The following is a 26,399-nucleotide window of genomic DNA, read 5'->3' as shown; positions in this document are numbered from 1 at the left end:
GGATCGCGATGAAAGGCGTGTTCTGGTTCCTGGGTTTGGCGGCGGCCGCGATCGCGCTGGCGCTGCTGGTCGGCGCCAACGATGCCAACGTGACCTTGTTCTGGCATCCCTACCGGGTCGATCTGTCGCTCAACCTGGTGCTGTTCGGCTTGCTGCTGCTGTTCGGGCTGTCTCATGCCGCCCTGCGCGCGCTGGCGCTGCTGCGCAGCCTGCCGCAGCAGGCACAGCGCTGGCGCACGCATCAGCTGGAGCGTTCGGCCCAGGCCTCGGTGCTGGAGGCGCTGGCCCAGCAGTACGCCGGCCGCTATGTGCGGGCCCAGTCGGCCGCGCGCCAGGCGCTGGCCCAGATCGGGCAGCTCGGCGATCACCATTTTCCCGGGCGCGAGCAGACGCAGCTGCTGGCCCACCTGCTGGCGGCCGAAAGCGCCCATCAGCTGAGCAACTTCGATGAGCGCGATCGCGTGCTGGCCGCCGCGCTGGCCGGTCCGGCTGCCAGCCAGGGCGGCGAGGCCCGCGCCGGTCTGCAGTTGCGCGCCGCCGCCTGGGCCCTGGAGCAGCAGGACGGCGCGGTCGCCGCGGGTTGGCTGGGCGGCCTGCCGCAGGGCGTGGCGCGCCGCATCCTGTCGCTGCGCTTGCGCTTGCGCCTGGCAAGCCTGCAGCAGGATCATGCGGAGGCAATCGAACTGGTGCGCCTGCTGACCAAGCACCGCGCCTACAGCGCGCAGGCTTCGCGCAGCCTGCTGCGCGGCCTGGTGCTGGATCGCCTGCGCGCCGCGCGCGATCCGGCGGCGCTGCAGCAGGCCTGGCGCGCGCTCGATCCTGGCGAGCGGGCCGTGCCCGAGCTGGCGCTGGCCGCGCTGGAGCAATGGCAGCGGCTGAACGATGGCCCCGAGCCCCAAGGGCTGGAGGCGCCCCAGGGCGCCCCGCGCTGGCTGGACGACTGTCTGCAATCGGCCTGGGCCGGCTACCCCGCCATGGACGCCGCGCTGCGCCGCCGGTTGCTGCTGTGCCTGGAGCCCCTGTTGCCCGGCCTCGGCGCGGACTGGCTGGCCCAGATCGAGCAGGCCCAGCAGCGCCAACCCGGCGACGCCGGCCTGCAATACCTCGCCGGCCAGGCCTACCTGCAGTGCCAGCTCTGGGGCAAGGCCGCCAGCCTGCTCGGTCAGGCCAGCCCGCGCTTGTCCGATCCCGAACTGGCCCGCCGCTGCTGGCGCGGCCTGGCCCATCTGGCCGAACGGCGCGGCGACGTCGATGCGGCCCAGGCCGCCTGGAAGCGCGCGGCCCTGCTTTAATCACCACCATGCAACTGCAAGAAATCCTCTATTCCCAGGGCTTTGGCACGCGGCGCGTCTGCTGCGGCCTGATCCAGCAAGGCCATGTCGCGGTCGGCAATCCGGCCCAGGTCTGCACCGACGCCAGCGCCGACTTCGAGCCCGAGGGCCTCGAATTCACGATCCAGGGCAAGGCCTGGGCCTACCACGAGCATGCCTACCTGATGCTGCACAAGCCGACCGGGCACGAGTGCTCGCAAAAGCCCGGCGCCTGGCCCAGCATCTACACCCTGCTGCCGGCGCCGCTGCGCTCGCGGCCCTCGGGCGCGGCCAGCGGGGTGCAGGCGGTGGGACGGCTCGACCAGGACACCACCGGCTTGCTGCTGCTGTCCGACGACGGCAAGTTCATCCACCGCCTGTCCTCGCCGCGCCACCATGTGCCCAAGGTCTACCTCGCGACCTGCAAGCATCCGGTGACCCAGCTGATGGTCGACAAGCTGCTCGCTGGCGTGGTGCTGGAGGACGATCCCAAGCCGGTCAAGGCCTCGGCCTGCCGCGCGCTCGACGAGCATGCCCTGGAGCTGACCCTGACCGAGGGCAAGTACCACCAGGTCAAGCGCATGGTCGCGGCCGTCAGCAACCGGGTCGAGGCACTGCACCGCAGCCGCATCGGCGACATCGACCTGCCGAGCGACCTCGCGCCCGGACAGTGGCGTTGGCTGACGGCGGACGAGGTCGCGGGCCTGATCGCGGCGCGCCGCTGATTCCCCCGCACGCCGACGGCCGCCATCCCGCATGAGCCTGCTGCTCGACTCCTGCTGGCGCGCGCTGGCCTACTGCCTGCATCCGCGCGTGGTGCTGCTGTCGCTGCTGCCCGTGCTGTTGATGGCGGCCGGCGTGTTCGCGCTGGGCTACTACTTCTGGTATCCGGCGCAAGCCGAGCTGAACGCCTGGCTCGACAGCTGGTCGCTGCTGTCGCCCCTGCGCGCCTGGCTGGACAACGCCGGCCTGGGCTCGCTGGCCAGCGTGCTGGCGCCCCTGCTGCTGCTGGCACTGGCCACCCCCTTGCTGGTGTTGCTGGCGCTGCTGCTGGTCGGCCTGTTCATGACGCCGGCCATGGTCAAGCTGGTCGCGCTGCGGCGCTTCGCCCACCTGGAGCGCCGCCAGGGCGCGGGCTTCTTCGACAGCCTGGCCTGGGCCACCGGCTCCACCTTGCTGGCCTTGCTGGCGCTGCTGGCCTCGCTGCCGCTGTGGCTGGTGCCGCCGCTGGCGGTGCTGCTGCCGCCCCTGGTCTGGGGCTGGCTGAGCTACCGGGTGTTCGCCTTCGATGCGCTGGCCGAGCACGCCGACCGGGCCGAGCGCACCGAGCTGCTGGCTCGGCACCGCTCCAGCCTGTGGCTGATGGGGCTGGTCTGCGGCCTGCTGGGCGCCGCGCCCAGCCTGCTGTGGGTCTCGGGCGCCATGTTCATCGCGATGGCGCCGCTGCTGGTGCCGCTGGCGGTCTGGGTCTACGCGCTGGTGTTCGCCTTTTCCTCGCTCTGGTTCGCGCATTACCTGCTCGCCGCGTTGGCGCGTCTGCGTGCCGCCGCTGTACCCGCCGTGCCAGCCGGCCCGGACCCTCAACCGTTCCAACATCTGCCATGACCACTGAACGCCACGCTCCCGCCTTCGGCCTCATCATCGTGGGCGACGAGATTCTCTCGGGCAAGCGCGCCGACAAGCACCTGCCCCAGGTCATCGCCCGGCTGGCCGAGCGCGGCTTGAGCCTGTCCTGGGTGCGCATCGTCGGCGACGACCGCCCGCGCATCACGGCGGCGCTGCGCGAGGCCTTCGCCAGCGGCGACATCGTGTTCAGCTGCGGCGGCATCGGCGCCACGCCCGATGACCATACCCGCCAGTGCGCGGCCGCCGCGCTCGGTGTCGAGCTCGCGCTGCACCCCGAGGCCAAGGCGCTGATCGAGGAGCGCATGCGGGATGTCGCGCGCGAGCAGGGCCAGGCCTGGGAGCCCGACCGCCACGACAACCTGCACCGCCTCAACATGGGCGTGTTCCCGCAGGGCGCGACCCTCATCCCCAACCCCTACAACAAGATCCCGGGCTTCAGCTGCGCCGGCCAGGGGCAGGGAGCGGTCCATTTCGTGCCGGGCTTCCCGGTCATGGCCTGGCCGATGATCGAGTGGGTGCTGGACCAGCGCTATGCCCACCTGTTCGCGCGCCAGCAGCGGCGCGAGCGCTCGGTGATCGTGTTCGGCGCCATCGAGGCCACGCTCACGCCGCTGATGGAGGCGATCGAGGCCGCGCACCCCGGCATCAAGGTCTTCAGCCTGCCCAGCGTCGACCACCCCGAATGGGGCCGCCACATCGAGCTCGGCGTCAAGGGCGAGGCCGGCGCGGCCGATGCGGCCTACGTCGACCTGCTGGCCGGCCTGCACCAGGTGGGCGCCAAGCTGGGTCCCGAAATGGTGCGCGACTGATCGCACCAGGTTGGGGCTTTTCATGCACCAAATCGGTGATGTTGACGCGCGGCCGTGCCAAGCCCAATAATGCGCGTCGTCCCCGCAGCGAACAGGCACAATAGCGGGTGTTGCTGGGCAGGGTCCGGCCGACCGCGAGCGTGTTGAGTTCGGGTTGGCACGGTTTCTGCTTCAGATCAATACAACACAGTTTCATCCCTTTTTTCCCCGACCAGGAGTTTTCTGATGGCCAAGACCGTCGCAGACGTGATGCAAATGGTGAAGGACAACGACGTCAAGTTCGTCGATTTCCGCTTTACCGACACCCGTGGCAAGTGGCAGCACATCACCGTGCCCATTTCCCAGTTCGATGAAGAGAAGATGGAAGAAGGCCAGGCCTTCGACGGCTCCTCGATCGCGGGCTGGAAGGGCATCGAAGCGTCCGACATGCTGATGGCTCCGGATGCCAGCACCGCCTTCATCGATCCCTTCGTCGAAGAAACCACCCTGGTGCTGGTCTGCGACGTGATCGAGCCGACCGATGGCAAGGCCTACGAACGCGACCCGCGCTCGATCGCCAAGCGCGCCGAGACCTACCTCAAGGCCTCCGGCCTGGGCGACACCGCCTTCTTCGGTCCGGAACCCGAGTTCTTCCTGTTCGACGAAGTGCGCTGGAGCACCGAGCCGAACAACACCTTCTACGCGATCGACGACTACGAAGCGCCGTGGAACAGCGGCACCAAGCTCGAAGGCGGCAACCGTGGCCACCGCAACCGCCTCAAGGGCGGCTACTTCCCGGTCGCTCCGGTCGACAGCACCATCGACATGCGCAACGAGATGGTCCAGATCCTGGAAGCCGTCGGCGTGCCGGTCGAGGTCCACCACCACGAAGTCGCCGGCGCCGGCCAGTGCGAAATCGGCACCAAGTTCTCGACCCTGGTCGAGCGCGCCGACTGGACCCTGCTGCAGAAGTACGTGATCCAGAACGTGGCCAATGCCTACGGCAAGACCGCCACCTTCATGCCCAAGCCCTACGCGGGCGACAACGGCTCCGGCATGCACGTGCACCAGTCGATCTGGAAGGACGGCAAGAACCTGTTCGCGGGCAACGGCTACGCCGGCCTGTCCGACACCGCCCTGTACTACATCGGCGGCATCATCAAGCACGCCCGTGCCCTGAACGCGATCACCAACCCGGGTACCAACTCGTACAAGCGTCTGGTGCCGCATTTCGAGGCTCCGGTCAAGCTGGCCTACTCGGCCAAGAACCGCTCGGCCTCGATCCGCATCCCGAACGTCGCCTCCGACAAGGCCCGTCGCGTCGAGGCCCGCTTCCCCGATCCGCTGATGAACCCCTATCTGGGCTTCGCCGCCCTGCTGATGGCGGGTCTGGACGGCATCGAGAACAAGATCCACCCGGGCGAAGCCTCGACCAAGGACCTGTACCATCTGCCGCCGGAAGAGGACAAGCTGGTCCCGACCGTCTGCCACAGCCTGGACCAGGCGCTGGAATGCCTGGACAACGACCGCGCCTTCCTGACCAAGGGCGGTGTCTTCACCGACTCCTGGATCGATGCCTACATCGAGCTCAAGATGACCGAAGTCACCCGTTCGCGCATCGAGGTGTCGCCGGTCGAGTACGACATGTACTTCAGCCTGTAATCCCCGGATTGCGGCATTGAGGAAAGGGACGGCTTGCCGTCCCTTTTTTTTGGTTCGCCCACGCGACCGCCGCCGCCTGCCCGAGGCAGGAATTACGCGATACTGAACGCCGAGGAGGCGGGGCGAGTCGAGCAGCCCCGGAGAAGCGATGCAGATTCTGGACATTTTCCACCGCCGGATCGCGCTGGCCCTGCTGGCCGCGCTGGCGCTGCCCGCCACGGCGGCCAGCGACAAGATCTGGCGCTGTGGCAACGAGTACACCAACCAGCCGGGCGACGCCAAGGCGCGCGGCTGCAAGCCAGTCGAGGGTGGCAACCTGACCGTCATCGACGGTCTCAAGCCCCAGGCCAGCGTCAAGCCGGCACCCAGCGCCCCCAGCCCGGCCCGGACCGGCGGCCAGGCCGCGCGTGGCGAGGGCGAGCGCGTCAACAGCGCCGAACAACGTGCCCGCGATAGCGATGCGCGCGCCATCCTGGAGGCCGAGCTGCGCAAGGCCGAGGCCAGGCTGGCCGAGCTGCGCCTCGAATACAAGGATGGCAATCCCGAACCGCGCCCCGAGGAGCTGCGCAATCCCCCGCTGCATCAGCAGCGCACGGCCGCGCTCAAGGAACAGGTCGGTCGCGCCGAGGCCGATGTGGCCGCGCTTCGGCGCGAGCTGGCACGGGTGGTGCCAGCCCCCGACAAGAAATGACGGCGGCCCAGCCCAGGACCGGCCGTCGCGCCGCGTCGGGATCGCGCTACCAGGCGCTGGACCTGCTCGCGACCCTGGTCGCCATCGTCGATGCCGACGGGGTGGTGCAGTGGTCCAACGCCACGCTGGAGGACCTGCTGGGCGTCTCGCGCCGCAGCATCGCGGGCCTGTTGCTGTGCGACTGGTTCGAGGCCCCCGAGCTGCTGCAGAACGCGCTGGCCAGCGCCAGCGGCAACGAGTACGCCCTGATCCGCTACGACGACCGCATCCGCCGTCCGGGCCATGAGCCGCTGCAGGTGCATGTGCTGCTGGCCCAGATGGAGGAGGCGGGGCGCTTCCTGGTCGAGCTGCTGCCGCTGGAGCAGCAGGCGCGCATGGAGCGCGAGGAACGCCTGCTGGAACAGGCGCAGGCCAACAAGGAGCTGATCCGCAACCTGGCGCACGAGATCAAGAACCCGCTCGGCGGCATCCGTGGCGCGGCCCAGCTGCTGCAGATGGAGCTCGACTCGCGCGAGCTGATCGAATACGCGCAGGTCATCATCCACGAGGCCGACCGGCTGCAGGTGCTGGTGGACCGGCTGCTGGCACCACACCGGCGCGCGCGCGTCGTCGGTGACGTCAACATCCACGAGGTCTGCGAGCGCGTGCGCGCCCTGGTGCTGGCCGAGTTTCCGCGCGGCCTCACGGTGGTGCGCGACTACGACACCTCGATCCCCGAGTTTCGCGGCGACCGCGAGCAGCTGATCCAGGCGCTGCTCAACATCGTGCACAACGCCGCCCACGCGCTGGAGCGGCGCATCGAGCGGGGCGACGCCGAGATCGTGCTGCGCACCCGGGTGGCGCGCCAGATCACCTTCGGCAAGCAGCGCTACAAGCTGGCACTGGAATTGCATGTGATCGACAACGGGCCCGGCGTGCCCGACGAGATCAAGGACCGCATCTTCTACCCGCTGGTGTCGGGCAAGGATGGCGGCTCCGGCCTGGGACTCAACCTGGCGCAGACCTTCGTGCAGCAGCACCAGGGACTGATCGAGTGCGACAGCGTGCCGGGACGGACCGACTTCAAGCTGCTGATCCCCCTGCCTTGAGATCGGAAGGGGGCAGAACGAACCAAGAGACAACGCGCATGAAACCCATCTGGATCGTAGACGACGACCAATCGATACGCTTCGTACTCGAGAAGGCCCTGGCTCGCGAGAACCTGCCCACGCGCAGCTTCACCAACCCGCGCGAAGTGCTGGCCGCGCTGGCCGAGGCGGACGAGGGCGACGGCCCCCAGGTGCTGGTCAGCGATATCCGCATGCCGGGCGGCTCGGGGCTGGATCTGCTCGATCAGGTCAAGCAGCGCCTGCCGGGCCTGCCGGTCATCATCATGACGGCCTACTCGGACCTCGACAGCGCGGTCTCTGCCCTGCAGGGCGGGGCGTTCGAGTACCTGCCCAAGCCCTTCGACCTGACCAAGGCGGTCGAGCTGATCCGGCGCGCCATCGGCGAGAGCCAGCGCGAGGAGGTGGCCGACGAGGGGCTGGACACCGTGCCCGAGATGCTGGGCCAGGCACCCGCGATGCAGGATGTCTTCCGCGCCATCGGCCGCCTGAGCCAGAGCAACGTGACGGTGCTGATCACCGGCGAGTCGGGCTCGGGCAAGGAGCTGGTCGCGCGTGCCTTGCACAAGCATTCGTTGCGCGCCAAGGGTCCCTTCGTCGCGATCAACACCGCGGCGATTCCGAAGGACCTGCTCGAATCCGAGCTGTTCGGTCACGAGCGCGGCGCCTTCACCGGCGCCCAGACCATGCGGCGCGGCCGCTTCGAGCAGGCCGAGGGCGGCACGCTGTTCCTCGACGAGATCGGCGACATGCCGTTCGACCTGCAGACCCGCCTGCTGCGCGTGCTGTCGGATGGGCATTTCTACCGGGTCGGTGGCCACAGCGCGGTCAAGACCCAGGTACGCGTGATTGCCGCGACGCATCAGCACCTTGAGCAGCGCGTCAAGGAGGGGGCATTCCGCGAGGATCTGTTCCACCGCCTCAACGTGATCCGACTGCGGCTGCCGGCCTTGCGCGAGCGGCGCGAGGATGTGCCGCTGCTGACGCGCTTCTTCCTGCAGCAGAGCGCCCGCCAGCTCGGGGTCGAGCCCAAGCGGATCTCGGACGCGGCGCTGCAACAGCTGGCCGCCTTCGATTTCCCCGGCAACGTGCGCCAGCTGGAGAACATCTGTCACTGGCTGACCGTGATGGCGCCGGCGCAGGTGATCGAGCTCAAGGACCTGCCACCCGAGGTGGTCGAGGCCGGCCCGCTGGAAGCCGCGCTGCTGCCGCCAGCAGAGGCCCAAGTGCAGTCAAGGGCCGAGTCGGCCCCGGTTCAGGTGGCTGGCGCTGCAGCCTCCCCGGTGGCCCAGGCCGTCCTGCCCAAGCCGGCGGCAGGCGGCGCCGAATGGGAGCAGGGCCTGCAGGCCGAGGCGCTGGCCTTGCTGGCGGAGGGCCGCCCCGATATCTGGGACATCCTGACGCGCCGCTTCGAGACCGGGCTGATCCAGTCCGCGCTGGCGGTCACGCGCGGGCGTCGCATCGAGGCGGCGCAGAAGCTCGGCATCGGCCGCAACACGATCACGCGCAAGATCCAGGAGCTGGGGCTGGATTGAGGCTTCTGGCTTGGCTTGGCCGGGGTGTTCTGGGGTTGGCAGGGGTCGAGGTGGAGCTGTCGGCCTCATCCGTCCGCTGCGCGGCCGGCAAATCGGCCGCCAGCCCCACCTCGACCCCTGCCTGTGCGGCTGCTGCGCAGCCGGTCAATGAACAGCCTGCGCCTCGTGCGGACAGTGTTCTGTAATTTGCAAATCATGGCAAGGTGATCAGGGCTGACCCGGGCCTGACAGCCGATTTGCCGGCCGCGCAGCGGACGGATGAGGCTGGCGGGCTCGGGTTAGCCCTGATCCATCAGAGAGGCCGATTTTTCGGCCGCTCATCCATCCGAGCGATCAGCGCCTTCAGTCCAGCGTGGCGCCCGACGCGCGCACGACCTTGCCCCACTTGAGCGACTCGGCCTGGATGAACGCGGCGAACTGCTCGGGCTTCTCGCTGACGACCTCGGCGCCCTGTTCGGCCATGCGCTTCTTGACGTCGGGCCGAGCCAGCACCTTGACGAGCGCCGCGTGCAGCCGGGTCTGCACCGGCGCCGGCGTGGCGGCCGGCACGAACAGGCCGAACCAGGAACTGGCCTCGTAGCCCGGCACGCCCGCCTCGGCGATGGTCGGCACGTTCGGCAGTTCGGGCGAGCGCTTGGCGGAGGTTACCCCGAGCGCGTTGAGTTTGCCGGCGCGGACATACTGGAGCGCCGAAGGCATGTTGTCGAACATGATCGCGATCTGGTTGCCGAGCAGGTCGTTCATCGCTGGCGCGCTGCCCTTGTAGGGCACATGGACGATATCGACCTTGGCCATGTGGCTGAACATCTCGCCCGACAGGTGGATCGAGGTGCCGTTGCCCGAGGAGCCGAAATTGACCTTGCCCGGATTGGCCTTCGCATAGGCGATCAGCTCGGGCACGGTCTTGAACGGCTGCTGCGGGTTGGCGACCAGCAGGTTCGGCACGTTCGCGACCCGGGTCAGCGGCGCGAGGTCCTTGATCGGGTCGTAGGGCATCTTCTTGTACAGGCTGGGGTTGATCGCGTGCGTGCCGACCGCGCCCATGAACAGCGTGTGGCCATCGGGAGCGGCCTTCGCGGCGAGCTGGCCGCCGATGTTGCCGCCCGCGCCCGGACGGTTTTCGATGATGACCGACTGGCCGATCTCGATCGACAGCGCCTGGCCGATGATGCGCGCGAGGATGTCGGTCGCGCCACCGGCGGCGAACGGCACGATGATGCTCAGCGGCTTGCTCGGGAAGGCTGCCTGGGCTTGCGCGGCGGTCGTGGCCAGGCCGGAAGACAGGGCGACCGATGCCAGCAGGCCCAAGGCAAAGCGGCGGCGGGAGGTGGCGGGGCGTTGGATCATCAGATTGCGCGGGAAACCTCGGCCTTCAGGCCGGGGAGGCAGAGCGCATCGTGCGCTTGGCGCGACCCTCTCCCGCTTCCTTTCTCGTCAAGCTCTGTTGTTGAAAGTAGCCGTAGCCGTCGCTGCGCTGGATAAGGCGGCAATGGCGGTGCGAGATGCCTTGGACGACTTCGGAGCCGGTTTGGATGTTGAAGCTGCCGGTAGCCCTGACGGCGACCCGGCCGGTGTAGCGACCGACTTTCTTGCCAGTGGGCACGATGGCCTGGACCCGATCGCCGGTACCGAAGCCTTGGACGCGCTTGGTGCGCATCAGGTAGCCACGGGGGAAACCGAACTGGTTGAGTCGGGTGCGCTGGTAGCTGCCGCGTCCGGTGCACTTGACGACCAGCGTGGGCCGGCGCCAACCCGTGACCGCATTGACCTCGCCCACGCATACTGCGTCCAACGCATGGGTCTTGGGGATCTTAAGCTGTTGGCGGTTGAACTTCGTGCGTCCGCCCGAGGCCAGTTCGACGGGCAGACCGGTGGCTTTCAGGGCTTGGGCCAGTGCCCAGCGGGTGGCGTTGACGGCGGCGGCATCCTTCAGGGGGCGCTGGGCTTGCGCCAGGAGTCGGCGCAGGCGCTGCGGGTCTTTTGCCAAAAACGCTTCGATCGGCTGGGCGCCCTTCTTCTGGTTGCAGCAGGCACAGGCCAGCGTGAGGTTGCTCACGCGGTCGGAGCCGCCCCGGGCGCGAGGCTGGATGTGCTCGATTTGCAGCGGTACGTTCTGGGCACCGCAGTAGGCGCAAGTGCGGTCCCACTTTTCGAGCAGGTATTCCCGGGTTTCGTAGCCGGCGAGCGTGCCTTGCTGATACTCGACGCCGGCTATTTCGGGGTTCTGGATGGCCTGCAGGTCGAACCGCACGAGTTCGCTCGACAGGGCGGTGACGGGTGCCCAGCGCTGGAGCCGCTGGACCCAGGCCAGGCTGGTGTGGACGCGGTGTTGCAGGCTGGGCGGCAGCCAGCCCTTGGCCCTGCGGCGGTTGAGGAATCGTGGGGCACGGTGGCGCAGGTGGCCACGGCGGCGGCGGCGCATGGCGCGACGAGCCGTGAGGGCGTCGGAGATGGCATGACCCCGATGCGCGAGTTCGAGCAGCTGCAGCACGGCAGCGCCGGGGAGGACTTCGCCGGTGTCGGGCTCGACCGATTCGGTCTCGCGCATCAGGGCCAGCCCCGTGGTGCGGCTGCCCGGATCGAGTTTGACGCGCAACGGCTGCAAGGTGCAGCGGTCCGCTTCACGGTCGATGAGACGAATGACGAAGGGGACGACGCGGTGAAGGCGAGCCCTGCCGCGCTCCAGCAGCAGCCTGGCCCGCTTTTCGCTGCACGGCATCAGGGGTTGCCCCCGACGATCCAATACGAACACTGACACACAAAACCTTTCCGCCCTTACGGGCCTGGTGACGCCTGTCTGGCGACAGGGCTCCCCTCGGGAATGTCCATCACCGGCTCCCGTGCTGCAAGGCACGGCGGCCAGGACCTTCGGCGCTTTACCTTTCGCCCGCCTGATCCCAGCCTTGCAGGGCAGCCCACTGAGGAAGCATGGGCTGGTGCGTCGCAACGACCTGTCATGAACGTAGCGGGTTGGCTACCGCTTTCCCTGGTCAACCTGGCTTGAAGAGATTTCTCCCACCAAGCTCCGCCCTTCAGGGCGGGGTAGTTGACTCTAGAGCCAGAAACGCCCAAGTATGCCCGTTTCCAGACTGTCTTCACAGATCAGGGCTGACCCGAGCCTGACGGCCGATTTGCCGGCCGCGCAGCGGACGGATGAGGCTCTGGCGGGCTTGGGTCAGCCCTGATCACTCAAAGGTCCAGCGTGACAACCACCGGCGCGTGGTCGCTCGGCTTGGGCCACTTGCGCGGCGCGCGGTCGATGGTGCAGGCGCTGACCCGCGCCTTGAGCGCGTCGCTCACCAGCACATGGTCGATGCGCAGACCACGGTTCTTCTGGAAGCCCAGCATGCGATAGTCCCACCAGGAATAGCTCCTGGGTGGCTGTTCGAACAGCCGGTAGGCGTCGGTCAGGCCGAGCTCCAGCAGCGCGCGGAACTGCTGGCGTTCGGCCGTCGTGTGGTGGATGGTTTCGCGCAGCCCCTCGGGGTCATGGCTGTCGCGGTCCTCGGGGGCGATGTTGAAGTCGCCCAGCAGCACCAGCCGGGGGTGTCGCGCCATCTCGCCGCGCAGCCATGCGCGCAGCGCGTCCAGCCACTGCATCTTGTAGCCGAACTTCTCGCTCTCGGGGTCCTGGCCGTTGACGAAGTAGCCATTGACCACGCGCAGCGGGCCTTGCGGCGTGTCGAGCGTGGCGGCGATCACGCGCGACTGCTCGTCGGCATGGCCGGGAATGTTGCGCACGATGTCACGCGGCTCGCCGCGCGCGATCAGCGCGACGCCGTTGTAGGTCTTCTGGCCGAACCAGGCCGCCTGGTAGCCGGCCTGCGCGAAGGCATCCAGCGGGAACTTGTCGTCGGTCAGCTTGAGCTCCTGCAGCGCGAGCAGGTCGACGGGATGGTCGGCCAGCCAGTCGAGCACCTGGGGCAGGCGCACGCTCAGGGAGTTGACGTTCCAGGTGGCGAGTCGCATGGTCGGGAATTCTTTCAGGATTGATGATGGGTTGGGGTGGCTGGCGATCCGTGGCCGCTGCTCAGCGCAGCAGGCAGGCGCGGATCCGCTCCACGGTCTGCTCGACCGGCGCGTGGCGGGACACCTCCAGCCCCAGCGCGCGCGCGATGGCATTCACCTTGGCCGGGTTGAGCGGCAAGCCGCCACGGTCGACCGCCTGCACCAGCGCGCGGGCTTGCGCGATTTCAGGTGGCAGCTCGCTCTTGGGGCCGAGCCGCCAGAACCGAAGGAATCCGAATTTCATGGCAATGATTTTCGCAGGATGATCAGCGCAGGGCGGGGGCGGGCGGGCCTGAACGCCTGCCGGGCTCGGCGTATCATCATGCCCTTCAGCGGCTTGTCGCGCAGGCGGCCGCGCACAAGGAACCCACACATGAGCAACTACGACCTGGCCGCGACGGTGGCCGACGATGTACAACGCGCGCTGGCCGAGGATGTCGGCAGCGGCGACCTGACCGCCCAGCTGGTGCCGGCCGAGCGCATGGTCACCGCCACCATCATCTGCCGCGAGGCGGCGGTCATCTGCGGCCGGCCCTGGGTCGACGAGGTGCTGCGTCAGCTCGCGCCGGGCGCGCAGGTGAACTGGCTGGTCGACGAGGGTGGCCGCTGCGAGCCGGGCCAGAAGATCGTCGAGATCACCGGCCGCGCGCGCGACCTGCTGACCGCCGAGCGCAGCTGCCTGAACTTCATGCAGACGCTCAGCGCGGTCGCGACCAAGACCGCCAGGTACGTCAAGGAAGTCGCAGGCACCCGCGCCGCCATCCTCGATACCCGCAAGACCATTCCCGGCCTGCGCGTGGCCGAGAAGTACGCCGTGCGCTGTGGCGGCGGCAAGAACCACCGCATGGGCCTGTACGACGCGATCCTGATCAAGGAAAACCACATCGCGGCGGCCGGCGGCATCACCAACGCGCTGCGCGCGGCCGAGGCCTTCGCCGACCGCGCCAGCTTCATCCAGGTCGAGGTCGAGACCTTGAAGCAGTTGCAGGAAGCGCTCGATGCTGGCGTCAAGATGGTGCTGCTCGACAACATGGACCTCGACACGCTGAAACAAGCGGTGGCGCTGGCCGGCGGGCGCATCAGCCTGGAGATCTCGGGCGGCGTGACCTTTGACAACCTGCGCCAGCTGGCCGCAACGGGGGTCGACCGGATCTCGGTCGGCGCGCTGATCAAGGACGTGCAGGCGGTCGACTTCTCGATGCGCTTCCAGGACAAGCCGGTCGAGCGGGTGCTGCCTGCATGACCCACTCTGGTCTTGAGGCGGGTGGCGGTTCGATCGCCCGCAAGGTGTCCGTGATCGGTGGCGTCGGCATGTCCTGCGTGCTGCTGGTCATCAGCCTGCTGGTCAGCTTCATGGTCACCGACAACGAGCGCCAGAACATCGTGCGCTGGATCAGTGCCCAGACCCAGGGCAAGGTCGAGACCATCGAGACGATGGATCTGACCTCGCGTGGTTTGGCTCAGCGCTCGTTCATGGTGTTCAAGCAGGCCTTCGGGTCCGACTTCGCGCAAGACGCCCAGACCGGCGACCTGCGCCACGCCGGGCGCTCGCTGAGCAACGATTTCACGGCGGTGGACGATTTCCAGCAGGTCACCGGCGGGGTGGCGACCGTGTTCGGCCGCCGGGGCGACGATTTCCTGCGCATCACCACCTCGCTCAAGAACGCTCAGGGCGAGCGCGCGGTCGGCACGGTGCTGGTGCACAGCCATCCGGCCCATGCCCTGCTGCTGCAGGGCAAGTCCTATACCGGGCGTGCCGTCCTGTTCGGCAAGCCCTACATGACGCACTACGAGCCGATCCAGGGCGCGGACGGCCAGCCGATGGGCGCGCTCTTCATCGGCTTCGACATGACGGCGTTCGAGGCGGCGACGGAAAAGACCGTGCTCGAGACCCGCTTCTTCGAGACCGGCGGTCTGCTGGTGATCGATCCCAAGAAGGACCTGGCCGAGGCCAGCTTCGTGATCCATCCGAGCGCCAAGGGCGGCCAGGTCGCCGATCTGCTGCCCGGCGCGGCGGCCTTGCTGGCCTCGCTGCGCGACGCGCCCGATGGCGTGATCCGGGGCGCGACCTCGCTGCTCGACGGCAAGTCCACCGGCCGCTTGCTGCAGATGCAGCGCAACCCGGCCACCGGCTGGTGGGTGGTGGCCGACCTGTCCGAGGCCGAGGCCATGCAGCGGCACTGGGGCGCCATGGCCATGCTCTGGGTCTTGTTGGGCGGTGGCGCGCTGGTGCTGGGCGTCGGGCTGTTCTGGCTGATCCGGCGCTGGGTCGCGCTCCCCCTGGCGCAGCTCAGTCTGGCGGTCAACGCCGTGGCCCAGGGTGATCTGACCCGTCCGATGCAAAGCCAGCAGCGCGACGAAATCGGCGCCCTGATCCGGGTGGTCGAGGTCATGCGCCAGCAGCTGACCCAGACGCTGTCGGGCATACGCGACGCGGTCGATTCGATCACCACGGCCAGCAACCAGATCGCCACCGGCAACCAGGACCTGAGCCACCGCACCGAGCGGACCGCCGACGACCTGCAGCAGACCGCGTCGAGCCTGGGCGAGTTGACCGAGACCGTGCGGCATTCGGCCGATTCGGCCCGCCAGGCCAACCAGATGGCGACCGCGGCGGCCGAAGTGGCGGCGCGCGGTGGCGCCGTGGTCCACCAGGTGGTCAGCACCATGGACGAGATCAACGCCAGCTCGCGCCAGATCAGCGACATCATCGGCGTGATCGATGGCATCGCTTTCCAGACCAACATCCTCGCGCTCAACGCCGCGGTCGAGGCGGCGCGCGCCGGTGAGTCCGGTCGGGGTTTCGCCGTGGTGGCCTCCGAGGTCCGAAGCCTGGCCGGGCGCAGCGCCACCGCCGCGCGCGAGATCAAGCTGTTGATCGGCAGCAGCGTCGAGAAGGTCGACGGCGGTTCGCGCCTGGTGAGCGACGCGGGTCTGACCATGGGCGAAATCGTCAATTCGGTCCAGCGCGTCAGCGGCATCATTGGCGAGATCTCGAGCGCTGCCGTCGAGCAGAGCGCGGGCATCAGTCAGGTCAACGGCGCGATGACCCATCTCGACCAGATGACGCAGCAGAACGCCGCGCTGGTGGAACAGTCCACCGCCGCCGCCAGGAGTCTGGGCGAGCAGGCCGAACAGCTCGCGCTCGCGGTGCGGCAATTCCAGCTCGGCGAGCAGCGCGCTGCCCCGCCGGGCTCCGCCGGTCGAATCGGGTTGTCGGGCACCTGAGACCGACCCCGGTTCGGCCGGTTCAGCGCTCGTAGCTCGCGAAGTCGTAGGCCAGGCCGCTGGCCGCGACATGCGACTCGCGCGCGGTCTGGCGCCACTCGGGACCCAGCTCCGGCGCGTGGGCGTCGCCCTCGTAGTCGCGCGCGATCTCGGTGACGACGACGCGCCGCGCCAGCGGCAAGGCTTGCGCGTAGATCTGCGCGCCGCCCATGACCCAGAGCTCGGCCGGCGGCGCGGGCAGCGCGGCGCAATGCGCGAGCGCCGCTTGCAGGCTGGCCAGCGCCAGCGCGCCCTCGGCTTGCAGTTGCGCGGCGGTGGTGGCGTCGCGCGTCAGCACGATGTTGAGCCGTCCCGGCAGCGGGCGGAACCTGGCCGGCAGCGATTCCCAGGTCCTGCGGCCCATGATGACCGGGCAGCCTTGCGTGTGGCGCCTGAAATGGGCGAGGTCTTCCGGCAGGTGCCAGGGCATGGCGTTGTCCTTGCCGATGACGCCGTTGGCGGCGCGGGCGTAAATCAGGTTCAGTCGCATGAATCGATTGTCCCATGGAGCTTGCGCGCGCGGTAAGCCTGGCGCGGTCCTGAACGCGCTAGCATCACGTCATGTCGAAATCCACTCTGCAAGATCTGCTCGGCCTGCGCCTGCCCGTGATCCAGGCGCCGATGGCGGGTTCACAGGACAGCGCGCTGGCGCTGGCCGTGACGAACGCCGGCGGGCTGGGCTCGCTGCCGGCCGCGACGCTGAGTCCGGCGCAACTGCGCGCCGAGCTCGAAGTCCTGCGCCGCGAGGCACGAGGGCCCTGGAGCGTCAACTTCTTCTGCCACCAGCCGCCGCAGGCCGATGCGCAGCGCGAAGCGCAATGGCGCGCGGCGCTGGCTCCGCTCTGCGCCGAGGCCGGACTGCCCGCGCCCGAGGGGCGGGCGGTCGCGGCGCGCGCGCCCTTCGACGCGGCGGTGGCCGATTGGGTCGAGCCGTTCCGCCCGCCCGTCGTCAGCTTTCACTTCGGCCTGCCGGCGCCGGAGCTGCTGGCGCGCGTCAAGTCCTGGGGCTCCCGGGTGCTGACCAGCGCCACCACGGTCGAGGAGGCGCAATGGCTGCAGGCCCATGGCGCCGACGCCATCATCGCGCAAGGGCTGGAGGCGGGCGGCCACCGTGGCATCTTCCTGGGTGATGACCTCACGACCCAGCTCGGCACCTTCGCGCTGCTGCCGCAGGTCGTGCGCGCGGTCGAGCTGCCGGTGATCGCGGCCGGCGGCATCGCGGACGCGGCCGGGGTCGCGGCGGCGCGGGCGCTGGGCGCGGCTGGGATCCAGGTCGGCACCGCCTATCTGCTTTGCCCCGAGGCGCGCACCAGCGCGCTGCATCGCGCGGCGCTGCAGTCCGAGGCAGCGCAGCACACCGCGTTGACCAATGTCTTCACGGGACGGCCGGCGCGCGGCATCGTGAATCGCGCCATGCGCGCGCTCGGCGCTGATGGCAACTCGGGCGGCTGCATCAGCAGTCAGGCGCCGGCCTTCCCGCTGGCGGCCACGCACCTGGCGCCGCTGCGCGCCTGGGCCGAGGCACAGGGGCGGGATGACTTCACGCCGCTGTGGGCCGGTCAGGCTGCAGCGCTGGCGCGCGCGTTGCCGGCGGCCGAGCTCACTCTCGCGCTGGCCGAGGGCTGGCGCGGCTGATCGCGCTGGAGGGACGCGCCGTCAGGGTCGGACCCGGCTCCGGATGATGGGGGTCTCCATCGGAGCGAGTTGCGCCCATTCGAGGTAGCGGTCGACATATTCACGGCTGCGCTCCGGGAGCATGAAATCCTTGTTGTGCTGATACAGGATGAACTGCCCCAGCAGGCGCAGGTTCAGCGCCTCGAATACCGGCACCCAGCGTTCCTCGCCGTTGACCTTGCGCCGCACCGACAGCGCCGGGTTGAACTGGTAATGGCCGTGGGCGACGCGCTTGAACAGCATCCGGTTGTAGGCATAGTCGCGCTCGACCTCGTTGCGCGACAGCACGTTGCTGAGGTGGCTGCGCTTGTTGCGCTCGGCGCGCAGCACGCTGGTGGGCAGGTCCTCCCAGACGTCGAGCACCATGTCGGTCCTGAACGCGCAATGCTCATAAAAGCCCATGTGGCCGCTGGTGAAGCCCAGTCGCAGCAGGACCCACAGCGTCTGCAGCAGGAAATATTCGGTCAGATGCTTGTCGATGCGCACCAGACGCTGGCCGGTGTTGATGTCGATCGAAGCTGGCGCGAGCAGGTCGTACAGGGTCGCAAAGGGTCCGCGCGCGAAATCGGAGTCGCGGAAGGCTTCGAGCATCGCCCAGTGCAAGGCGTTGTGGCCGAAATGGTCGGTGGCCTCGCGGTCGGCGCCGCGCTCGATCAAGGCTTCGACCAGCGCGACGTTGCCGACCATGGCCGCCGCCATCAGCGGCGTCAGGTTCATCGGCAGCCGGTGTTCGAGTCCGTAGACATCGCACTGGCGCAGCACCTCCTTGATGTGGCGGCTGGTGTAGGCGCTCAGGCTCTTGCGCGCCAGGTTGCCGAACTGTTCGCTGAAATCCGAGGGCCGCTCGAAAACATTGCGCGGCGGGTGGAAGCGGGCTTGCGGCTGGTTGCGCTCGGCCGCGCCGATCACGCGCTGTGCCGCCGGGAACTTGCTCAGGACATTGAGGCCGTTGGCGAGCTCGGGCAGGTTGTGGCAGGCCGCGATCTCGAGCAGCTGCTGCCTGTGCTTGTTGCCGGGCACCTGTTCGATGAGGACCTTGCGCATCAGGTCCTCGGTGTGCGTCTGGTCGAACACCGGCCAGGGCGGCGTGGCCTGCCTGAGGATGTCCTTGCGGATCGCGTCGGCCTGCTCCTGCTTGCCCTGCAGTTCGAGCTTGCGCGCCTCCTTCTGCCAGTCCTCCAGCGATGACTGCTTCACATCGAGCCTGACCTGGCCGCTGTCGCGGACTTCGAGCAGGTCGAACAGCGGATGGCGCAGGTCGGACTCGATCAGGTAGAGGTTCCTGATCGCGCGCGTCAGCGCGACGTAAAGCGCGTTGACGAAGAACTTGTAGACCTCCAGCGACTTGTCGCTCTTGTCCCTGGCGCGGCGGTATTCAAGGCTGTCGCTCTGCAGGTCCTCGGCGCGCACGCCCTCGACGATCTCGCCGAACTCGGCGCGGTGGTCCGAGACGAAGCGGTAGAGCACGATGTTCTCGTACTCCAGCCCCTTGGCCTCGTGGATCGAGAACAGCAGCGGCGTGCTGAAATGCTGGCGCGCCTGCGCCTTGTCCTCGTCGCGCATCACCAGCACGGCGAACTGGGTCGATTGCCGGATCTGCTGGTTCAGCGCCTTCTTGTCGCTGTCCTTGTCGGCCAGCAGCCGCACCGCGCCGGTCTCGCCGCCGACGGCCTGCACCAGGAAGTTGCTCTCGCGGTCGATCGAGCCGAAGCGGCGCTGCTTGATCTTGAGCAGCTGGTTGGCCACCCGCGTGGCTTCGTGCCCGTTGCGGAAGTTTGCCGCCAGCACGCTCAAGCCCTGGCGTTCGGCCAGCGCCGCATCCTGCCAGAACAGGCTCTTGACCTGGGCCCAGGAGAAGAAGTTCGGATGCACGATCTGGTTGGAGTCGCCGCAGAGCAGGAACTGGCCCGGCTTCTTCAGCGTCCTGAGCACCAGCGCGAGCTGCACCGGCGTGAGGTCCTGCACCTCGTCGATCACGACGAAATCGTAGCGCGGCCGGGCGCGCGCCAGCCAGTCCCGCGCGACCAGGTTGAGGTCGAACAGCCGCGATTCGGCCAGCCAGGCGCGGTATTTCTCGAACAGGTCGTAGAGCGCGTCGCGCCGCTCGGGCGGGAAGATCGACTGGCGCACGCCGAGCGCGCGGTAGGCCTCGCGCGACAGCAGGCCTTGCGCCGAGGCCGCGAGCACGCCCCGGACCTCCTCGAAGGCCTGGTGCGCCTCGATGTCCTTGAAGGCCTGGCGCATCCGGGTGAACCAGGCCGCGAAGTCGCGCCACAGCGCCTCGCGCCCGGGCGGCACCTCGATGCTCTCGATGAATTCGCGGTAGGACAGGAAGATCGCCTCCTGGCCCGGCTGCTCGAAGCCGTTGGCGTAGTAGAGGTCGCGCGCGCTCTGCGCGAGGAAGGCCGAATGGGTGACGTAGAGCACCTCGCCCTCGGCATGCTTGAGCTTTTCCAGCGTCAGCGCGGTCTTGCCGCTGCCGGCGCTGCCGACCACGATCAGCGGCGCCGGCTGGCGGTAGATCGCCTCCTGCACGTCATCGAACGAGATCGGCTTGTCGAGCAGGTGGACGCTGGCATGTTCCGGGTGCAGGTAGCGCATCGAGGCGAGCTGTCGCGACTCGGTTTCGGCTTCGGTCCAGTCGATGTCGGGGATCTTGTCCTCGTCGATCACGGCGCCGCGCAGGAAGCGCGACTTGTCGTAGTCGTGATTCAGGATCACTTCGAGCATCAGCGCGCAGACCTCGCCGCCGTGGCGCACCAGCGTGAACAGCAGCCGGTTGCTGTCGTCGAGTCGGGCACGGTAGAAACGGCCCTGGCCTGCCTGGCCGAGCTTCTTGACCTGGGCCGCGCGGAAGTCGCGGCTGGCGATGGCCTGCGCCACCTTGCGGTAGGCCTTGGCGACCTTGTGCGTGTCGAGGCCGGTGTATTCGAGGATGCGCATTTTATTAAACTCCCCAGCGCGGAATCGCGTGCTGGCCGTGGCTGACCGAGACGTTCTTGGGCTCGGTGTAGGTCTGCATGCTCCAGTGGCCGCCGTCGCGCCCGATGCCGCTGGCCTTGACGCCGCCAAACGGCGGACGCGGGTCGCGCGCGCTCTGGCTGTTGACGTAGCAGACGCCGACCTCCAGCGCCGCCGCGACGCGGTGCGCGCGGCCGGCGTTCTCGCTCCAGACATAGCTGGCCAGGCCATAGGGGCTGTCGTTGGCCAGCGCGATCGCCTGCGTCTCGTCGCTGAAAGGGAGCAGGCAGGCGACCGGGCCGAAGATCTCCTCGCGCATGATGCGCATGTCCGGCCTGACGTCGGCGAACACGGTCGGCCAGACGAAGTTGCCGTCGCGCACCGCCGTAGCGACTTCTGGCGCGTAGTCGGGGCGCTGCGCGCCGCCGCACAGCAGCGTGGCGCCTTCTCGCAGGCCGAGCTCGATGTAGCCGCGCACCCGCGCCAGATGGCCCTGGCTGACCATCGGGCCGATCACGGTGGTCGGGTCCAGCGGGTCGCCGACGGTGATGCGCCGGGCGCGCTCGACGAAGCGGCGCGCGAACTCGGGGTAGATCGATGCCTGCACCAGGATGCGGCTGCCGGCGGTGCAGCGCTCGCCGTTGATGCTGAAGATCATCACCAGCGCGGCGTCGAGCGCGCGCTCGAAGTCGGCGTCCTCGAACACGATGAAGGGGCTCTTGCCCCCGAGCTCCATGCTGTATTTCTTCAGCCCGGCGTTGCGCACGATCGCGTTGCCGGTCGCGGTCGACCCGGTGAACGACACCAGCCGCACATCGGGGTGCGCCACCAGCGGCGCGCCGGCCTCTTGGCCATTGCCTTGCACGATGTTGAGCACGCCGGGCGGCACGCCGGCTTCGAGCGCGAGCTCGCCCAGGCGCGCGGCCGTCAGCGGGCTGAGCTCGCTGGGCTTGAGCACGGCGGTGTTGCCGTAGGCCAGGCAGGGCGCGATCTTGGCGCTGGCCGTCAGCAGCGGCACGTTCCAGGGGCTGACCAGCGCGCAGACGCCGACCGGCTGCAGCAGCGTGTAGTTGAGATGCGTTGGCGTGCTGAAGGTCTGGCCGTCCATGCGCGTGCAGAGCTCGGCGTGGTGGTGAAAGCTGTCGGCCGCGCGCGGCACCAGGTTGGCCCCGGTCTGCGCGATGACCTGGCCGCAGTCGGCGGTCTCGATCCGGGCCAGCTCGGCCTGGTCGCGCGTGATCAGCTCGCCCAGGCGGTGCATGATCCGGGCGCGTTTTGCCGCCGGCGTGGCGGCCCAGGCCGGCAAGGCCGCGCGGGCGGCCTGGACGGCGGCGTCGACCTCGACTGGCGTGCCGGCGGCGACCTCGGCCAGCAGCTGCTGGTTGGCGGGGTTGAGGCTCTCGAAATGCTCGCGACCGGCTACTGCCTGGCCGTTGATCAGGTGGGGGATGCGCATGGAATGTCCGGTGGTGGCGCGCCGCCGCAACGGCGGGCGCCGGTCTGCTTCATATGGTAGCCGACGGGCTGGCGGGCGCCGGCAGTGGGATTGCTCGAACGATGCGCGCCCGGCCTTAAAATCAAATGTTCGCTACCGGTCCCGGCCGGCGGCCTTTGTCGATCAACCTCCACCCCGCGACGCGCCGCTGGCGCTGCCGACCATGACCCAGCCTTCAGCAAAACCCGTGGCCTCCGTGGCCGAGATCCGCAAGACCTTCCTGGACTTCTTCGCCGCCAAGGGCCATACCGTGGTGGCGTCGAGCCCGCTGGTGCCGGGCAACGACCCGACGCTGATGTTCACCAATTCGGGCATGGTCCAGTTCAAGGACGTGTTCCTCGGCAGCGACAAGCGCAGCTATGTGCGCGCGGCCTCGGTGCAGGCCTGCCTGCGCGCCGGCGGCAAGCACAACGACCTGGAAAACGTCGGCTACACGGCGCGCCACCACACCTTCTTCGAGATGCTGGGCAACTGGTCCTTCGGCGACTACTTCAAGCGCGAGTCGCTCAAGTGGGCCTGGGAGCTGCTGACCGAGGTCTACGGCCTGCCCAAGGAGCGCCTGCTCGCGACCGTCTACGCCGAGGACGACGAGGCCTACGACATCTGGACCAAGGAAATCGGCCTGCCAGCCGACCGCGTGATCCGCATCGGTGACAACAAGGGCGGTCGCTACAAGTCCGACAACTTCTGGATGATGGCCGACACCGGCCCCTGCGGCCCCTGCTCCGAGATCTTCTACGACCACGGCGACCATATCCCCGGCGGCCCCCCGGGCAGCCCGGACGAGGACGGCGACCGCTTCATCGAGATCTGGAACAACGTGTTCATGCAGTTCGAGATGGCCGAGGACGGCTCCATCACGCCGCTGCCGGCGCCCTGCGTCGACACCGGCATGGGCCTGGAGCGCCTGGCCGCCATCCTGCAGGGCGTGCACAGCAACTACGAGATCGACATTTTCGACGCGCTGATCAAGGCCGCCGCGCGCGAGACCGGCTGCGCCGACCTGCATAACCCGTCGCTGCGCGTGATCGCCGACCATGTGCGCGCGACTTCCTTCCTGGTCAGCGACGGCGTGCTGCCGTCCAACGAGGGCCGCGGCTATGTGCAGCGCCGCATCGTGCGCCGCGCGATCCGCCACGGCTACAAGTTGGGCCAGAAGACCCCGTTCTTCCACAAGCTGGTGCCGGATCTGGTCGCGCTGATGGGCGAGGCCTACCCGAGCCTGGCCGCGCAGGCGCAGCGCATCACCGAGGTGCTGAAAGCCGAGGAGGAGCGCTTCTACGAGACGCTGGAAAACGGCATGCAGATCCTCGACGCCGCGCTGGCCGATGGTGCCCAGGTGCTGCCGGGCGAGGTCGCGTTCAAGCTGCACGACACCTTCGGCTTCCCGCTCGACCTGAGCAACGATGTCTGCCGCGAGCGTGGCCTGGGCGTCGACGAGGCCGGCTTTGCCGCCGCGATGGAGCGCCAGAAGGCGCAGGCGCGCGCCGCCGGCAAGTTCAAGATGGACAAGGCGCTCGACTATTCCGGCGCCGGCAATGAGTTCGTCGGCTACGAGCAGCTGCAGCAGCAGTCCAAGGTGGTCGGGCTCTATCTGGATGGCGTGGCCGTGGCCGAGCTCAAATCCGGCCAGGCCGGCGTGGTCGTGCTCGACAGCACCCCGTTCTACGCCGAGTCGGGCGGCCAGGTCGGCGACCAGGGCACGCTGACCAGCGGCTCGGCGCGCTTCGCTGTGGCCGACACGCTCAAGATCAAGGCCGACGTGTTCGGTCATCACGGCCTGCTCGAAACCGGCACGCTGGCGGTTGGCGACCATGTCGAGGCCCAGGTCGATGCCGACCTGCGCTTCGCCACCGTGCGCAACCACAGCGCCACCCACCTGATGCACAAGGCGCTGCGCGAGGTGCTGGGCGCCCATGTGCAGCAGAAGGGTTCGCTGGTCACCCCCGAGCGCACCCGCTTCGACTTCGCGCACAACGCGCCGGTGACCGATGACGAGATCCGCCAGATCGAGGCCATCGTCAACGCCGAGATCCTGGCCAACGCCGCCGCCCAGGCGCGCGTGATGGACATCGAGAGCGCGCAGCAGACCGGCGCCATGATGCTGTTCGGCGAGAAGTACGGCGAGACCGTGCGCGTGCTCGACATCGGCTCCAGCCGTGAACTCTGCGGCGGCACCCATGTCCAGCGCACCGGCGACATCGGCCTGTTCAAGGTCGTGGCCGAGTCGGGCGTGGCCGCCGGCGTGCGCCGCATCGAGGCGGTGACCGGCGCGGGCGCGCTGGCCTACCTGCAGTCGCTCGAAAGCACCGTCAGCTCGGCCGCCGCCGCCTTCAAGGCACCGGCGGCCGAACTGACGAACCGCATCGCGCAGTCGCAGGACCAGATCAAGGCGCTCGAAAAGGAGATCGCCGCGCTCAAGGGCAAGCTGGCCTCGGCCCAGGGCGATGAGCTGGTGGGCCAGGCGGTCGAGGTCAGGGGCCTGAAAGTGCTGGCCGCGCGCCTGCCAGGCGCCGACGCCAAGACCCTGCGCGACACCATGGACAAGCTCAAGGACAAGCTCAAGACCGCCGTCATCGTGCTGGCCGCAGTCGATGGCGCCAAGGTCCAGCTGGCCGCCGGCGTGACCGCCGACAGCGTGGCCAAGGTCAAGGCCGGCGAGCTGGTCAACTTCGTCGCCCAACAGGTCGGCGGCAAGGGCGGTGGCAAGCCCGACCTGGCGATGGCCGGCGGTACCGACGCCAGCCAGCTCGACCAGGCGCTGGCCAGCGTGCAGGGCTGGGTGGCCGAGCGCGCCTGAGCGCTGACCCGCCAGTGCCGCTGATCCGACCCGTCGAGGGGCGCCGCAGGCGCCTCTCTTTACTGGTGCTTACGATTTTTCGTGCACGATGAACTTTTCCTTGCTATCCTGTTCAAATCGCTGACAAATGGTCGAGGCCCAACAAGCGTACCGAAATCCAGCCCGATCTGTCCAGGAGGAGTGACCATCATGAGTTTTCAACATTTTCTTAGCCTCGTCGAGGCCTTGCGCCAGACGCCGGAATTCCCCGTCATGGACGCCGTCGAGGAGCGCATGCTCAACACCATGGCCGCGGCCTGGCATGACGGCAAGCGCATCACCGTGATGGAGGCCATGCACATGTTCCCGAGCATCTCGCCCAGCACCGTGCATCGGCGCCTCAAGACGCTGCGCGTCAAGGGCCTGATCGAGCTCGACCCGGACCTGGTGGACAGCCGGGTCAAGTATGTCCAGGCCACGCGCCAGACCGAGGATTACTTCAGCCGCATGAGTCGCTGCATGCTGCAGGCCCAGCCTTGAGGCGGCTCAGGGCCAGGCGAGTTCGAGCCGGCTCTCGAACTGCCGGCGCTGGCCCGTGACGGGATCGTCGAACGCCATCGCCCGCGCCAGCAGGCGCAGCGGCTCGGTGTAGTCTTCCAGTTCGCCCGGACGGCGCAACACCCGCGGGTAGAACTGGTCGCCCAGCAGCGGCAGCCCGAGCGCGTTCATGTGCACGCGCAGCTGATGCCGCTTGCCGGTCACGGGTGACAGCCGGTAGCGCGCCCAGCCGTCGCGGTGTTCGATTTCCGCGATTTCGGTCTCGCTGTTGTCGGTCAGGCCCTCGTGCGGCAGCGCCTCGCGCATCTTGTAGAAAGCGTCTTCCTGCTCCAGGATATGGCTCTTGCGCGTCAGCGGCCACGCCAGCCGGTCGCAGGCGGGCGCGATCGCCTCGTAGGTCTTGTCGATCAGGCGCTCGCGGAACAGGCGCTGGTAGGCGTCGCGGTCCTGCGGCCGCGCGCTGAAGACCACCAGGCCGGCGGTCTCGCGGTCGATCCGGTGCAGCGGGCTCAGGTTGGGCAGGCCGAGTGCCTTCTTCAGTCGCACCAGCAGCGTCTGCTGCACATAGCGTCCGCCCGGCGTCACCGGCAGGAAATGCGGCTTGTCGGCCACGACCAGGTAGTCGTCCTGGAACACGACCGATTCGTAGTAGGGGATCTCGGGTTCGTCGGGCAGGCTGCGCCAGTAGTAGGCGCGCGCGCCGTTCTGGTACGGGTGGGAGGGCGCCAGCGGCTGGCCGTCCTCGCCGACCACCTCGCCGGCTTCCATGCGCTGCCGCCATTCGGCCCGGCTGACCGCCGCCAGCCGCTCGGCCAGATAGTCGAGCAGGGTTGGCCAGGGCGGCGCCTTCATGCGCGGCAGCGCGACGCAGCTCGGCGAGACGCCGTCGCGCATCGCGATCGCGGGGTTCTTCGGGACATGCGCCATGGGTGTACGTCA

General features: G+C 68.6%; 21 protein-coding genes. 13 read left to right on the top strand and 8 right to left on the bottom strand.

The annotated features are described in order from the left end of the window. Nucleotides 1-8 precede the first annotated feature (8 nt). The 8 genes from PHR85_RS03015 (at nt 9) to ntrC (ending at nt 8,718) form a co-directional block, all read left to right on the top strand. Nucleotides 9-1,292: a heme biosynthesis HemY N-terminal domain-containing protein gene (locus PHR85_RS03015; protein WP_300050253.1), complete on the top strand. Its 1,284-nt coding sequence runs from the start codon at nt 9-11 to the stop codon at nt 1,290-1,292. A gap of 8 nt (nt 1,293-1,300) precedes the next feature. Beyond that, nucleotides 1,301-2,035, top strand: a complete 735-nt coding sequence (locus PHR85_RS03010) for a pseudouridine synthase (protein ID WP_300050250.1) — start codon at nt 1,301-1,303, stop codon at nt 2,033-2,035. Nucleotides 2,036-2,066: 31 nt separating this feature from the next. Then, entirely contained in the window at nt 2,067-2,915 is an 849-nt protein-coding gene (locus PHR85_RS03005; protein WP_300050247.1) for an EI24 domain-containing protein, read from the top strand. Beyond that, on the top strand, nt 2,912-3,745 hold the full coding sequence (locus PHR85_RS03000; RefSeq protein WP_300050244.1) for a molybdopterin-binding protein: 834 nt from the start codon (nt 2,912-2,914) through the stop codon (nt 3,743-3,745). The genes PHR85_RS03005 and PHR85_RS03000 overlap by 4 nt, the downstream gene beginning before the upstream one ends. Nucleotides 3,746-3,970: 225 nt before the next feature. Further along, nucleotides 3,971-5,386, top strand: a complete 1,416-nt coding sequence (glnA, locus tag PHR85_RS02995; RefSeq protein WP_300050242.1) for a type I glutamate--ammonia ligase — start codon at nt 3,971-3,973, stop codon at nt 5,384-5,386. Between the two features lie 148 nt (nt 5,387-5,534). Further along, nucleotides 5,535-6,077: a hypothetical protein gene (locus PHR85_RS02990; RefSeq protein WP_300050239.1), complete on the top strand. Its 543-nt coding sequence runs from the start codon at nt 5,535-5,537 to the stop codon at nt 6,075-6,077. Continuing rightward, nucleotides 6,074-7,165: a nitrogen regulation protein NR(II) gene (gene glnL / locus PHR85_RS02985; RefSeq protein WP_300050236.1), complete on the top strand. Its 1,092-nt coding sequence runs from the start codon at nt 6,074-6,076 to the stop codon at nt 7,163-7,165. The genes PHR85_RS02990 and glnL overlap by 4 nt, the downstream gene beginning before the upstream one ends. A 38-nt stretch (nt 7,166-7,203) precedes the next feature. Further along, a complete protein-coding gene (ntrC, locus tag PHR85_RS02980) occupies nt 7,204-8,718 on the top strand; it encodes a nitrogen regulation protein NR(I) (RefSeq protein WP_300050233.1) in 1,515 nt (504 codons plus the stop codon). Between the two features lie 342 nt (nt 8,719-9,060). On the opposite strand, the gene PHR85_RS02975 is transcribed toward ntrC, so the two are convergent. The 4 genes from PHR85_RS02975 to PHR85_RS02960 form a co-directional block, all read right to left on the bottom strand. Beyond that, nucleotides 9,061-10,065: a tripartite tricarboxylate transporter substrate binding protein gene (locus PHR85_RS02975; RefSeq protein ID WP_300050231.1), complete on the bottom strand. Its 1,005-nt coding sequence runs from the start codon at nt 10,063-10,065 to the stop codon at nt 9,061-9,063. A gap of 25 nt (nt 10,066-10,090) precedes the next feature. After that, nucleotides 10,091-11,437, bottom strand: coding sequence for an RNA-guided endonuclease IscB (iscB, locus tag PHR85_RS02970; protein WP_300050229.1), 1,347 nt, complete (start codon nt 11,435-11,437; stop codon nt 10,091-10,093). A gap of 470 nt (nt 11,438-11,907) precedes the next feature. Next, on the bottom strand, nt 11,908-12,687 hold the full coding sequence (gene xth / locus PHR85_RS02965; protein WP_300050227.1) for an exodeoxyribonuclease III: 780 nt from the start codon (nt 12,685-12,687) through the stop codon (nt 11,908-11,910). A gap of 61 nt (nt 12,688-12,748) precedes the next feature. Beyond that, complete coding sequence (locus PHR85_RS02960) at nt 12,749-12,970, bottom strand: hypothetical protein (RefSeq protein ID WP_300050224.1); 222 nt, start codon at nt 12,968-12,970, stop codon at nt 12,749-12,751. A 129-nt stretch (nt 12,971-13,099) separates the two neighbouring features. Here PHR85_RS02960 and nadC point away from each other — a divergent pair, with 129 nt between their 5' ends. Together nadC and PHR85_RS02950 are read left to right on the top strand one after the other, a co-directional pair. Continuing rightward, the gene (gene nadC, locus PHR85_RS02955; RefSeq protein WP_300050221.1) at nt 13,100-13,969 is read left to right on the top strand and encodes a carboxylating nicotinate-nucleotide diphosphorylase; all 870 of its coding nucleotides are present in this window, start codon (nt 13,100-13,102) and stop codon (nt 13,967-13,969) included. Further along, a complete protein-coding gene (locus PHR85_RS02950) occupies nt 13,966-15,954 on the top strand; it encodes a Cache 3/Cache 2 fusion domain-containing protein (protein WP_300050218.1) in 1,989 nt (662 codons plus the stop codon). Before nadC ends, PHR85_RS02950 begins: the two co-directional genes overlap by 4 nt. A 22-nt stretch (nt 15,955-15,976) precedes the next feature. Here the strand turns inward: PHR85_RS02950 and PHR85_RS02945 are convergent, their stop codons facing one another. Next, nucleotides 15,977-16,483, bottom strand: coding sequence for a dihydrofolate reductase (locus tag PHR85_RS02945; RefSeq protein ID WP_300050215.1), 507 nt, complete (start codon nt 16,481-16,483; stop codon nt 15,977-15,979). A gap of 71 nt (nt 16,484-16,554) precedes the next feature. Between PHR85_RS02945 and PHR85_RS02940 the strand changes: the two genes are divergently transcribed. Further along, nucleotides 16,555-17,628, top strand: coding sequence for a nitronate monooxygenase family protein (locus PHR85_RS02940; protein WP_300050212.1), 1,074 nt, complete (start codon nt 16,555-16,557; stop codon nt 17,626-17,628). A gap of 21 nt (nt 17,629-17,649) precedes the next feature. On the opposite strand, the gene PHR85_RS02935 is transcribed toward PHR85_RS02940, so the two are convergent. Together PHR85_RS02935 and hpaE are read right to left on the bottom strand one after the other, a co-directional pair. Continuing rightward, nucleotides 17,650-20,610, bottom strand: coding sequence for a UvrD-helicase domain-containing protein (locus PHR85_RS02935; protein ID WP_300050210.1), 2,961 nt, complete (start codon nt 20,608-20,610; stop codon nt 17,650-17,652). 4 nt (nt 20,611-20,614) lie between these two features. Then, nucleotides 20,615-22,084 (bottom strand): 5-carboxymethyl-2-hydroxymuconate semialdehyde dehydrogenase, encoded by a 1,470-nt coding sequence (gene hpaE / locus PHR85_RS02930; RefSeq protein WP_300050207.1) that lies wholly within the window; start codon nt 22,082-22,084, stop codon nt 20,615-20,617. A 202-nt stretch (nt 22,085-22,286) separates the two neighbouring features. On the opposite strand from hpaE, the gene alaS reads away from it, so the two are divergent. Next, nucleotides 22,287-24,923: an alanine--tRNA ligase gene (gene alaS / locus PHR85_RS02925; RefSeq protein ID WP_300050204.1), complete on the top strand. Its 2,637-nt coding sequence runs from the start codon at nt 22,287-22,289 to the stop codon at nt 24,921-24,923. Between the two features lie 189 nt (nt 24,924-25,112). Continuing rightward, complete coding sequence (locus tag PHR85_RS02920) at nt 25,113-25,442, top strand: winged helix-turn-helix domain-containing protein (RefSeq protein ID WP_300050202.1); 330 nt, start codon at nt 25,113-25,115, stop codon at nt 25,440-25,442. 6 nt (nt 25,443-25,448) lie between these two features. On the opposite strand, the gene PHR85_RS02915 is transcribed toward PHR85_RS02920, so the two are convergent. Continuing rightward, a complete protein-coding gene (locus PHR85_RS02915) occupies nt 25,449-26,387 on the bottom strand; it encodes a pseudouridine synthase (protein WP_300050199.1) in 939 nt (312 codons plus the stop codon). Between the last annotated feature and the right edge of the window lie 12 nt (nt 26,388-26,399).

The organism is Malikia sp., assembly GCF_028687635.1.
In the GTDB taxonomy this organism is placed as follows: Bacteria; Pseudomonadota; Gammaproteobacteria; order Burkholderiales; family Burkholderiaceae_C; genus Malikia.
This window is presented reverse-complemented; position numbering and strand designations above follow the sequence as displayed.